Annotated in this window: 11 protein-coding genes; 10 read left to right on the top strand and 1 reads right to left on the bottom strand. The window is 43.7% G+C overall.

The window, feature by feature from the left end:
• A partial coding sequence (locus tag HMPREF2893_RS05915; protein ID WP_141754497.1) for a DUF389 domain-containing protein occupies positions 1–229 on the bottom strand: 229 nt, incomplete at its 3' end.
• A gap of 502 nt (positions 230–731) precedes the next feature.
• Here HMPREF2893_RS05915 and yycF point away from each other — a divergent pair.
• The 10 genes from yycF to ftsY all read left to right on the top strand — a co-directional run bounded on the left by yycF (position 732) and on the right by ftsY (position 12,292).
• Entirely contained in the window at positions 732–1,433 is a 702-nt protein-coding gene (gene yycF / locus HMPREF2893_RS05910) for a response regulator YycF (protein WP_024054739.1), read from the top strand.
• Positions 1,426–2,778 carry a cell wall metabolism sensor histidine kinase VicK gene (gene vicK / locus HMPREF2893_RS05905; RefSeq protein ID WP_023918726.1) on the top strand — a complete coding sequence of 451 codons (1,353 nt, stop codon included), beginning with the start codon at positions 1,426–1,428 and terminating at the stop codon, positions 2,776–2,778. The genes yycF and vicK overlap by 8 nt, the downstream gene beginning before the upstream one ends.
• 7 nt (positions 2,779–2,785) lie before the next feature.
• Entirely contained in the window at positions 2,786–3,595 is an 810-nt protein-coding gene (locus HMPREF2893_RS05900) for an MBL fold metallo-hydrolase (protein ID WP_023918725.1), read from the top strand.
• Between the two features lie 148 nt (positions 3,596–3,743).
• Positions 3,744–4,295 carry a hypothetical protein gene (locus HMPREF2893_RS05895; protein WP_070675002.1) on the top strand — a complete coding sequence of 184 codons (552 nt, stop codon included), beginning with the start codon at positions 3,744–3,746 and terminating at the stop codon, positions 4,293–4,295.
• Positions 4,296–4,328: 33 nt separating this feature from the next.
• Positions 4,329–4,715 (top strand): YbaN family protein, encoded by a 387-nt coding sequence (locus HMPREF2893_RS05890; protein ID WP_070674999.1) that lies wholly within the window; start codon positions 4,329–4,331, stop codon positions 4,713–4,715.
• 99 nt (positions 4,716–4,814) lie between these two features.
• The gene (rnc, locus tag HMPREF2893_RS05885) at positions 4,815–5,516 is read left to right on the top strand and encodes a ribonuclease III (RefSeq protein ID WP_049515382.1); all 702 of its coding nucleotides are present in this window, start codon (positions 4,815–4,817) and stop codon (positions 5,514–5,516) included.
• Complete coding sequence (gene smc / locus HMPREF2893_RS05880; protein WP_070674996.1) at positions 5,507–9,043, top strand: chromosome segregation protein SMC; 3,537 nt, start codon at positions 5,507–5,509, stop codon at positions 9,041–9,043. The genes rnc and smc overlap by 10 nt, the downstream gene beginning before the upstream one ends.
• Positions 9,033–9,839 carry a Cof-type HAD-IIB family hydrolase gene (locus HMPREF2893_RS05875; protein ID WP_070674993.1) on the top strand — a complete coding sequence of 269 codons (807 nt, stop codon included), beginning with the start codon at positions 9,033–9,035 and terminating at the stop codon, positions 9,837–9,839. Before smc ends, HMPREF2893_RS05875 begins: the two co-directional genes overlap by 11 nt.
• Positions 9,836–10,657, top strand: coding sequence for a Cof-type HAD-IIB family hydrolase (locus HMPREF2893_RS05870; protein WP_070674990.1), 822 nt, complete (start codon positions 9,836–9,838; stop codon positions 10,655–10,657). The genes HMPREF2893_RS05875 and HMPREF2893_RS05870 overlap by 4 nt, the downstream gene beginning before the upstream one ends.
• A complete protein-coding gene (gene ftsY / locus HMPREF2893_RS05865; protein WP_070674987.1) occupies positions 10,658–12,292 on the top strand; it encodes a signal recognition particle-docking protein FtsY in 1,635 nt (544 codons plus the stop codon).
• Positions 12,293–12,371: the final 79 nt, after the last annotated feature.

Genomic DNA, 12,371 nt, shown 5'->3' with positions numbered 1-12,371 from the left:
GCTTGATTAAACGCGTATCAAAAATAGCTAAACCAAACCCCAGTCCAATAATCGGTGTCATAAGAGGGGAAATCAGCATGGCTCCAATAATGACAGCTGTTGAATTCATATTTAGACCTATAGAGGCAATAAAAATCGAACACATCAAAATCACTGTATCTCTTAATCGAACATGAAGGTCATCATATAGTTTCTCGCGGAATTCACGTGTTGAATAGTTTCCGGACATTGGTTACTCCTTTTATTTCATATAATCTTGTTTCTGCATGGATGATGGTAGAGAGACTTCTGTCCAAACTGACATGTTTTTAATTCTCATTTGTAATTCTTTTGAACATTATCTTTTAAATATCCATCAGTCCATCCTGCATATTATATCAAAAATTTTACATTCTTTCTCTGAAGAAATCTATCAATTGAACAGATAGAGAAAGTCAGAAATTTTAGATTCCTTATTCAAAGAAGGAGAACGGTATCTCCTCTGAAAGTAGATACCGTTTTAATGTTTAAAGATGATGAGTTTGTAGCAGCAATCCTAGCTGATATCTCCAACAAATCACGTGTTGAGAAATAATGAAAAAATAAAAAGATTGAGATGTAACGATCTCAGTCTTTTTGCTTTGTCTTATTGGAAAGTCCAGCAATTGAGACTCCACATTTCTTCATAAGTTTGATATAATAAGAAGATAGAGATTGATAAGGAAAAGTATCATTAGAAACAGGTATGTAAGATGAAAAAAATATTAGTAGTTGATGATGAAAAACCAATTTCAGATATTATCAAATTTAACATGGCAAAAGAAGGCTATGAGGTATTGACAGCCTTTGATGGTCGGGAAGCTTTAGAGGTCTTTGCGGCTGAAAATCCGGATATTATTATTCTTGATTTGATGTTGCCAGAGATTGATGGTTTGGAAGTGGCGCGTACGATTCGTAAGACTAGCAATGTGCCGATCATTGTCCTATCTGCTAAGGATACGGAATTTGATAAGGTCATCGGGCTTGAAATCGGTGCGGATGACTATGTGACCAAACCCTTCTCGAATCGGGAATTGCAAGCGCGTGTGAAAGCCTTGTTGCGTCGTTCTGAGTTTGCGGCTGATCCTCAGCTTGAAAATGATGCCGATACGGAAATTGTCATTGGTGATCTTCACATTCTTCCAGATGCCTTCTTGGTTCAAAAAGGCAACAAAGAATTGGACTTGACCCATCGCGAATTTGAATTGCTCTATCACCTTGCGACCCATGTCGGTCAAGTGATGACCCGTGAACACCTTCTTGAGACGGTGTGGGGCTATGATTACTTTGGTGATGTTCGGACAGTGGACGTGACAGTTCGTCGTTTGCGTGAAAAAATCGAGGACACACCGGGACGTCCAGAATATATCTTGACCCGCCGTGGTGTCGGATATTATATGAGAAACAATGATTGATCAACTAAAACAATTTGTAATGTCGTCGAACTTTGTCTTTGTTCTGATTACGGTTGGGTTTATCATTGTGGTAGCCTTGCTTTTGCTAGAAAACCGTAGGGACAATATCAAGCTCAGACAATTAAACGCTAAAATTAAGGATCTGATTGCAGGGGACTATTCCGAAGTGGTCGACATGCAAGGAAGTCCAGAACTGACAGATATGACCAATAGCATTAATGATCTGTCGGAGGTTATTCGCCTGACGCATGAAAACTTGGAACAAGAAACCAAGCGTTTGACCAGTATCCTTTCTTACATGACAGACGGGGTGCTTGCGACCAACAGACGTGGTCAGATCATCATGGTCAATGAAATGGCAGCCAAGCAATTGAATGTTAATCCAGATGAGGTGCTCAATACCAGTATTCTGGATTTGCTTTCGATTGGAGACGAGTATGATCTGCGCAGCTTGATTACAGAAGTACCAGAATTGACCATCGATTCCCAGGATGAAAATGGGGAATACTTAAGTCTTCGTGTGCGCTTTGCCTTGATTCGTCGCGAGTCAGGTTTTATCTCTGGTCTGGTAGCTGTCTTGCACGATACGACAGAGCAGGACAAGGAAGAGCGGGAGCGTCGCCTCTTTGTTTCCAATGTGAGTCATGAATTACGGACTCCTTTGACCAGTGTGAAATCCTATCTGGAAGCCCTAGACGATGGTGCTTTGTCAGAGCCAGTAGCACCAGATTTTGTCAAGGTTTCACTCAATGAAACCAACCGCATGATGCGCATGGTCACAGATCTATTAAGCTTGTCACGAATCGATAATGAAACCAGTCAGTTGGACATCGAGTTGACCAACTTTACGGCCTTTATCACCTTTATTTTGAACCGCTTTGATAAGATCAAGAGTCAATCGCAAGAAGATACCAAGAAGTATGAACTGATCCGGGAATATCCGATCACCCCAATTTGGGTTGAAATTGATACGGATAAAATGACCCAGGTGATAGACAATATCTTGAACAATGCCATCAAGTACTCACCTGATGGTGGAAAGATCAAGGTAGGGATGAAAACGACAGATGCCCAGTTGATTATCTCCATCTCAGATGAGGGCTTGGGGATTCCAAAGAAAGACTTGCCGCGCATTTTTGATCGCTTTTACCGAGTGGATAAGGCGCGTAGCCGGGCCCAAGGTGGGACTGGTCTGGGCTTAGCCATTGCTAAGGAGATCGTTAAGCAACACAAAGGCTTTATTTGGGCCAAGAGTGAATATGGCAAGGGATCTACTTTTACCATTGTCTTGCCGTACGACAAAGATGCTATTAAAGACGACTGGGATACAGAAGAGGAAGAATAAGGAGTCAATGACAGAAGAGGGATTTAAGTACAGTATTTTAGCTTCAGGTTCTAGTGGGAATTCTTTCTACCTTGAGACGCCAAAGAAAAAACTGCTTATTGATGCAGGGCTATCAGGGAAAAAGATTACGGGACTATTGGCTGAAATTGATCGTAAACCAGAAGACTTAGATGCCATTTTGATTACGCACGAACACTCAGACCATATCCATGGTGTGGGTGTTTTAGCGCGGAAATATGGCATGGATCTATATGCTAATGAAGCGACTTGGAAGGCTATGGAAGGCACCAAGTATCTAGGAAAGGTCGATGATGCTCAAAAGCACATCTTTGAAATGGGGAAGACCAAGACATTTGGCGATATCGATATCGAAAGTTTTGGGGTCAGTCACGATGCTGCAGCCCCTCAATTCTATCGCTTTATGAAGGATGGCAAAAGCTTCGTCATGCTGACGGATACAGGCTATGTGAGCGATCGCTTGGCAGGCATCGTCGCGGATGCAGATGGCTATCTGATTGAGTCCAACCATGATGTAGAGATCCTTCGAGCAGGTTCTTACGCTTGGCGCTTGAAGCAGCGGATCTTGTCAGATCTAGGCCACCTTTCTAACGAAGACGGGGCGGATGCCATGATCCGGACCTTGGGAAATCGCACCAAGAAGATTTATCTGGGTCATTTGTCAAAAGAGAACAATATCAAAGAATTGGCCCATATGACCATGGAGAATCAACTGGCTCGAGCAGATCTAGCTGTTGGCCATGATTTTGAGGTGTTAGATACCTCGCCAGATACCGCGACCCCTTTGACGAAGATATAAGATAGAAAACCACCTTCGGGTGGTTTTTTATCTGCCTATTTGAGGAAATCTATATCTAGTACTGAATTTGCTCTTTACCCAAAATTCGTGTATGATAGGAAAGAACGAATTCTGAGTGAGAGTCACGAAAGTAGAGGAGAGATAATAAATGAAAAAAATGATGTTATTACTGGCTGGTTTGGTTGCTTTAACTACTTGTAGTCAGTCTAAGCAAGCTACGAAAGAGTCGACTTCCAATCAAACGACGAAGGAAACAAAAGTATCAGAGTCTTCTAAAGATAAAGAAGAAAAAGGTTTGAAATTTGTGGTGGCCCCTCAATATGAAGGAAAGACGTCTGATCTCATCGAGCTAGGAAAAAAATTGGTTAAGGAACATCCTGAAGTTGGTAGTGAAGGTCATATGGTAGTCTACTTTACTGGGGCTGTATCTGAAGGAAGAGCAGCGCTCATGTTGGTCAATAAGACAGATGTGGATATCAAGAAAGATTTGAATTTTTCAATTTCTTGGTCTTATGATGGAAAGACTATTTTTGATAATCAAAAGGTAAGTTATTTCATCAAGGATAGCGGCGAATTACCTTCTCATACAGCAACTCTGATATTATTACCATTGAATGAGGAGCAAATGAAGATTGTCGATGGAATGTCAGACCCTTCTAAGATGATACTTCGAATGTCAGATGTGAACGCAGTAGAGTGATTACGAAAAAAGAATCATACAAAGGAGAAGTAAATGCGCCTTGTTTATCTTACGATTGGTTTTGTGTCTTTGGGATTAGGAATTATTGGGATTCCATTACCGATTTTACCGACGACTCCCTTTTTATTGCTATCGATGGCCTGCTTTGCTAAAAGTTCCAAACGCTTTGAAACTTGGCTCAACCAAACCAAGCTTTATCAAACATATGTAGCGGATTACCGAGAGACCAAATCGATTGCCAAAGAACGGAAGAAATGGATCCTTCTTCAGATCTACATTCTGATGGGGATTTCGATCTATCTGGCCCCGATTATTTGGGTGAAGCTTGCTCTAGGGGCTTTGACGATTTTTATCACCTATTATCTCTTAAAAGTGATCCCTAATAAGCCTGAAAATCCAACAGAGGAAAATCCTGATTAAAATTGGAGAATTTAGGCTCTAGAACTAGGAAAAGAAGTGCGTTCGTGCTTCTTTTTTGGTATACTTAAGAGTATGAATTTATTAGAAAGTAGGCTTCCTATGGAGAAATTACAAGCCCTGTTATCGGAACGGTTTCAGATCGTTTTTTCAGATAGCAGTTTATTAGATACAGCTTTTACACACACCTCTTATGCCAATGAGCACCGCCTCTTAAAAATTTCACATAACGAACGTTTGGAATTTTTAGGAGACGCTGTTCTTCAATTAGTTATTTCCGAATATTTGTATAAGGAACACCCAAACAGACCTGAGGGAGATTTGTCTAAATTCCGTTCCATGATTGTCCGTGAAGAAAGTTTGGCTGGTTTTTCTCGGGATTGCCAATTTGACCGTTATATTAAACTAGGCAAAGGCGAAGAAAAATCAGGCGGTCGGGACCGCGATACGATTCTTGGCGATTTGTTTGAAGCCTTTTTAGGTGCCTTGCTCTTAGATCAAGGTGTGGAAGCGGTCAAGCGCTTTGTCTATCAGGTCATGATTCCCAAGGTGGAAACGGGTCAATTTTCCCAAGTTATTGACTACAAGACCCGTTTGCAAGAACTGTTGCAGGTTCACGGGGATGTGGAAATTCAGTACCAAGTGGTAAATGAGTCTGGTCCCGCTCATGCAAAGGAGTTTGAAGTGGAAGTGTTCGTGAACGGCAAAACCCTAGGACACGGTCATGGTCGCTCCAAGAAATTAGCGGAACAGGAAGCAGCCCGCAATGCAGTTGAAACGAGGAATGATGGCTCATGTATCTAAAAGAGATTGAAATCCAAGGCTTCAAATCCTTTGCGGATAAGACCAAGGTCGTATTTGACAAAGGGGTTACTGCCGTTGTAGGGCCTAATGGATCTGGAAAATCAAATATCACAGAGAGCCTACGGTGGGCCTTGGGTGAATCCAGTGTCAAGAGTCTACGTGGGGGCAAGATGCCCGATGTCATCTTTGCAGGGACAGAATCGCGTAAACCGCTGAATTATGCTTGTGTCACGGTTGTCTTAGATAATCAGGATGGTTTTATCCAACAAGCGGGGAAAGAAATTCGGGTCGAACGCCATATTTATCGCTCGGGTGACAGCGAGTACAAGATCGATGGCAAGAAAGTACGTCTCAGAGATGTGCATGATTTGTTCATGGATACGGGATTAGGACGGGATTCTTTCTCGATTATCTCCCAAGGTCGTGTAGAGGAAATCTTTAACTCCAAACCGGAAGAACGCCGGGCCATCTTTGAAGAAGCTGCCGGTGTCTTGAAATTTAAGACGCGGCGCAAGGAAACGGAGACCAAACTCAACCAAACCCAGGAGAATTTGGACCGTCTAGAAGACATCCTCTATGAATTAGAAGGACAAATCCAGCCTCTTGAAAAGCAAGCGACGGTTGCTCGTCGTTTCTTGGAATTAGACCAAGAACGCCAGGTTCTCTTACTGGACGTTTTGGTCGCTCAAGTAGATCTGACAAAGGATCTCTATGAAAAGGCTGATCAAGAAGAAAAAGCCATTCAAGAACAGTTGGCCTCTTATTACCAACGTCGTCAGGTCTTGGAAGAGGATAACTTGCGCATTAAGAAAGCCCGCCATCAGTTGGATGCAAGTCTAGCTGAGGACCAGGCAAGTTTGCTAGAGGTCACTCGTTTGATCAGTGATTTGGAAAAGCAAATCGAAGTCGCTAAGTTGCAATCGAGTCAAGCAGCCCATAGTCGCAGGGAAAATCTTGAGCGGCTGGATGCTGTTTTGGCCCGTCTGGAAGAAGCAAAAAAAGAGCTGGCTCAAAAACAAGAGAAGCTAGCTGTGCTTCAACAAAGACTGGCAGAGAACCGTCTGCAACAAGAAGAGTTGGAAAAAGAATTAGCCAACTATGAAGAAGATCCGGAACAAGTCATTGAGCATCTACGTGAGCAGTATGTCGCGCTCTTGCAGATGGAGGCTGAAAAATCTAATGAGCGGACAGCTATTGAGAGCCGGATCCAAGCACTCCTACAAGAATCTAGTCATCGTCAAGAGGACTTGACCAAGGCGCAATCCAATTTTGAAGCTGCCAAGGAAAAAGAAGTTCGACAATTGGAAGAGTTGGATCAGGCACAAGCGACGGTCAAAGGTCTATTAGTAGAATACCAAGATCAATTGGTAAAAGTGGAGCAGGCCAAAGCTGCCTACCAAGAGGCTCAAACTACCATGTTTGACTTGATGGATGAGAGCAAGAACAAACGAGCGCGGATCAATAGTTTGGAAGCCATTCAGAAGAACCATAGTAACTTCTATGCAGGCGTCAAGAGCGTCTTGCAAGAAGCAGATCGTCTAGGAGGCATCTGTGGGGCTGTTAGTGAGAATTTAAGTTTTTCAAAAGACTACCAAACAGCGCTTGAAATTGCTCTGGGAGCTAGCAGCCAACAGATCATTGTCGAGGATGAAAAGGCCGCAACACGAGCGATCGATTTCTTGAAACGCAATCGCTTGGGACGGGCAACCTTCCTTCCGCTCACGACCATCAAAGCCCGTCAACTATCTCCTCGGAATTTGGAATTGATTCAAGCCAGTGCAGGATTTCTAGGAATTGCGAGTGACTTAGTGACCTATGAAAATCGGTTTGAACAGATTTTCCAAAACCTGCTTGGAGTAACGGCTATCTTTGACACGACGGAGCATGCGCGTGAGGCGGCTCGTAAAGTCAATTATCAAGTTCGGATGGTGACCTTGGATGGGACCGAATTGCGGACCGGAGGATCGTATGCCGGTGGTGCCAATCGCTCCCAAAATACGGTTTTTGTCAAACCAGAATTAGATAGTTTGAAGCAGGAAATGCAAGCTCTGGATGCTCGTTTGAGAGAAGCAGAGCAGGAGGTCGAGACCAAGGACAATCTGCTCAAGCAGGCGCAAGAATACCTGGCCTCTATTCAAAGCCAAGGTGAGCAAGCGCGTCTAGAGCAACAGCGGGCCCAATTGGCCTACCAACAAAGCCAAGAGCAACTGAAAGAAATTCAGGAACTCTTAGAAGCTTTGAAGTCAGAATTGGCAACAGATGCGACCCAGTCTCTCCAAGAAGAGCTGGAATCCCTTACTGAGCAATTGGCAGAAATTGAGCTTCAAAAAGAAAATTTGAACCGCGACATTGAAACAATGAAGTCGGACAAAGATGTTCTGCAACAAAAAGTACAAAACTTGCAAGAGCAATTGGCAGAATTGCGACTTCAACAGACGGAATGGTTGAGCCAACAAAGCTATGAGCAAACAGATGCTCGTCGCTTGGAAGAAACGATCTCCCAGTTGGAAGTAGAAGAGCATCAGTTGCAATTGCTGATTGAACAAGGCGATGCCCAAGTTCAAACAGTAGATGTGGAGCAGCTAGCCAATCAATTGGCACAGGCCCAAGCCAAGAAAACGGACTTGGAACAAGGGGTCATTCGGAAACGCTTTGAGCTAGATGATTTGGAAGGCCAGGCCGAAGATGTGGCAGAACAGATGGAACAAGCTCGCAAGAAAAACGAAGAGTGGATTCGTCAACAAGCCAAGGCTGAAGCGACACGTGAAAAGCATGCGGATCGTTTGAACAAACTCTTAACGCAAATTACCGATGAATTCATGCAAAGCTTTGACCAAGCCAAAGAACAGGCCAAACCTGTTGAAAATCTTGCAGCAACTGAAAACCAGCTCAAGAGCATCGAAAAAGATATTAAGGCACTTGGTCCAGTCAATGTGGATGCGATCGAGCAGTACGACGAGGTGAAGGGGCGCTTTGATTTCCTTTCCAGCCAGCGTGAGGATGTCTTGGCTGCGAAAAATATGCTTCTGTCTACCATCAACGACATGAATGACGAGGTCAAGGAACGCTTTAAATCAACTTTTGAAGCCATTCGTGAATCCTTTAAAGTCACTTTCCGTCAAATGTTTGGTGGGGGTTCTGCTGATTTGATTCTGACAGAGCCAGATCTTCTGACAGCTGGTGTTGAGATTTCTGTGCAGCCACCTGGTAAAAAAATCCAATCCTTAAACCTCATGAGTGGTGGAGAAAAGGCCTTGTCTGCCTTGGCTCTCCTGTTCTCGATTATTCGTGTCAAGACCATTCCATTTGTCATTCTAGATGAGGTAGAGGCTGCCCTAGATGAGGCCAATGTCAAGCGCTTTGGAGATTATCTGAACCGCTTTGATAAGGAAAGCCAATTTATTGTCGTGACGCACCGGAAGGGAACCATGTCAGCTGCAGATTCCATCTATGGTGTGACCATGCAGGAATCTGGGGTTTCTAAAATCGTCTCAGTAAAATTGAAAGACTTAGAAAATGAAGAATAATGATATTAAATTGATCGCTACGGATATGGATGGAACCTTTCTAAATGACCAACATCAGTACGATCAAGAGCTTTTACGCAAGGTATTAGCAAGCTGCAAAGAAAAAGGCATCTATTTTGCTGCTGCAAGTGGCCGTGCCCTCCTTTCACTCAAATCCCTCTTTAAAGGATTTGAAGACCAGATGATTTTCATTGCTGAAAATGGTAGTGTGGTAGAATTTCATGGAGAAGATCTCTACGAAGCGACCATGTCCAAGGACTTTTATTTGGGGGTTTTTGAGGCTTTGAAATCCTCCCCTTATGCAGACCCGAATAAATTGCTTTTGACAGGGAAAAAGGGGAGCTATGTCTTGGAAACAGTAGATCCCGACTATCTGGCCTTGAGTCAGTACTACAATGAAAATATTCAAAAAGTGAAAAGCCTAGCAGATATTCAGGATGAAATCTTCAAATTGACCACCAACTTTGATGCAGCTCTGGTCTTAGAAGGTGAACAATGGGTCACTGAGAATATTCCCGGTGTCAAAGCAATGACGACAGGTTTTGAATCAATTGATATTGTCCTCGATTATGTCGATAAGGGAGTGGCCATTACCGCCTTAGCGGATAAACTAGGGATCTCGATGGATCAGGTGATGGCTTTTGGAGATAACCTAAATGACCTCCATATGATGCAAGTCGTGGGCCATCCTGTAGCGCCAGAAAATGCACGTCCTGAAATCTTAGCGATTGCTGAAAAAGTCATCGGCCACCATACGACGGGTTCTGTCCTACGCTACATGGAGGAAATTGTATGAGTCAGATTTCCTTGATTGCGCTGGATTTAGATGGGACCCTTCTCAATTCTGAAAAAAAGATCTCCCCTCGCAATAGAGCAGCCCTTGCTGCTGCACAGACCCAAGGTGTCAAGGTGGTTCTAACCACTGGTCGTCCCTTGAAAGCCATGGATTTTCTTTTAGAAGAATTGGGAACAGCAGGCCTTAAAGAAGAGTATACGATTACTTTCAACGGTGGTCTAGTGCAGCGAAATAATGGAGAAATCCTCTCAAAAGTTGTCTTGGCGCCAGAAGATGTCGCAACCATTCATGATGAAACAGCCCGTCTAGGTCTTCCGCTGGATGCTATCAGTGAGGGAACGGTTTATGAGATTTATGCAGATCGAAAGTCTCTCTATTCCCTTTACAATCCCTACCTGAACTTTATTGAGACAGATTTTAAAGACCTGCCATCCACGATTTCCTACAACAAGTGTGTGACAGCCGTCGATCAAGACTTTTTAGATGCAGAGATAAAGCAGATCAAGCCGGACTTATTTCAAGACTATGAAATTTTTAAATCTCGGGAAATGTTGTTGGAATGGTGCCCTAAAAATGTTCACAAGGCGACAGGTTTAGAGGCACTGGCAGCTATTTTGGGTCTTGAGGCAGATCAAGTCATGGCCTGTGGAGATGAAGCCAATGACCTGTCTATGATCCAGTGGGCTGGACTGGGGGTTGCCATGGGCAATGCGATTCCAGCAGTGAAGGAAGTTGCAGCGCTTGTGGCTCCTGTGACCAATGACCAGGATGCCGTCGCATGGGCAATTGAAAATTATGTGCTAAAGGAGAGTGAATAAATGGGATTATTTGATCGTTTATTTGGAAAAAAAGAAGAAACTGAAAAAGTGCTTCCGTCTTCTGAAGAAGTGACGGAAAGTACTGAGGTTGAAGAAACTGTCAAAGAGGAGCCGGCGGCTACCTTAAATGACAAGGAAGAGCAAAAAATCGCAGATATGGAGGCTTATTACCAAGATCTTAAAGCGCGAATTGCAGCCACTCATCAACCTGTTTCAACCGTTGCTCAAGAAGAGCCGGCAGAGGAACCTCTTGTAGAAGAAAAAGCTAATGAAGACCAAGTACCAGTAGAGGAGTCTCCAGTTGTTTTTGAACCTGTTCAAACAGAAGCAAGTCCTGAAGAAGTTTCACCACTAGCTGATGAAACGGAGACTGAGCCTCTTGAAGAAGCGGAAGAAACTGAAGATGGTGAGGAAGCAGATGGGGCTAACGGTTCAGAAATGGAAGAAGAGTCACCAATTTCCTCTCCATCATCTGACGCTGAGCTAGTAGAAGGAATCACGACAGAAGAGGAGGCTCCAGATCTAGTAGAAGATCAGGATGAGGTTTCAGAACCTGAAGTATCAGAAGCGATCGCTCAAGTGGAGGAAACTTCAGAAGTGGCAGAAGCCGAGTCCAGACTTCCGGAAGGAGAAGCTGCATCAGCCGTTGAGGAAAGAACTGTTGAAGAGGCAGAAGAGCCAATTCAAGATGAGGTCGCACCTCAGCAAGAAACCATTCAGGAAAAATATGATCGTAGCTTGAAAAAAACACGAACTGGATTTGGAGCACGCCTCAATGCCTTCTTTGCCAATTTCCGTTCAGTTGATGAAGAATTCTTTGAAGAATTGGAAGAACTCTTGATCATGAGTGACGTTGGGGTTCAAGTGGCCTCTAATTTAACCGAAGAGTTGCGCTATGAAGCCCGTTTGGAAAATGCCAAAAAACCAGATGCTCTCAAGCGCGTGATCATCGAAAAATTGGTGGACTTGTATGAAAAGGATGGCCAATTTAATGAAGCCATTCGTTTTCAAGACGGTCTTACGGTCATGCTCTTTGTTGGGGTCAATGGAGTTGGTAAAACAACCTCTATCGGGAAGTTAGCCCATCGCTACAAACAAGAAGGCAAGAAAGTCATGTTGGTTGCAGCAGATACTTTCCGTGCAGGAGCAGTAGCTCAACTGGCAGAATGGGGACGCCGCGTAGATGTTCCAGTTGTAACAGGTCCTGAAAAGTCAGATCCTGCTAGCGTCGTCTTTGATGGAATGGAACGTGCAATCGCTGAAAACATTGATGTTCTGATGATTGATACGGCGGGTCGTCTGCAAAACAAGGACAACCTCATGGCGGAGCTTGAAAAAATCGGCCGCATTATCAAGCGTGTGGTACCTGATGCACCGCATGAAACCTTGCTGGCCCTCGATGCATCAACTGGTCAAAATGCCTTGGTGCAAGCTAAAGAATTTTCAAAAATTACGCCTGTGACAGGAATTGTATTGACCAAGATCGATGGAACAGCTCGAGGTGGGGTCGTCCTTGCGATCCGCGAAGAGTTGGACATTCCAGTGAAGTTGATTGGTTTCGGAGAAAAGATTGATGACATCGGACCATTCCACTCAGAAAACTTCATGAGAGGCCTCTTGGAAGGCTTGATTTAAGAGTCGAATAGAAAAAGACAAATTGTTGGAAGAACAATTTGTCTTTTTGTTTCCTTGCGCTATCAAAAAAACCACCAGA

It is taken from the genome of Streptococcus sp. HMSC072C09 (assembly GCF_001813105.1).
In the GTDB taxonomy this organism is placed as follows: domain Bacteria; phylum Bacillota; class Bacilli; order Lactobacillales; family Streptococcaceae; genus Streptococcus.
The sequence above is the reverse complement of the archived record's forward strand: the minus strand, read 5'-3'. Positions and strand labels throughout refer to the sequence as shown.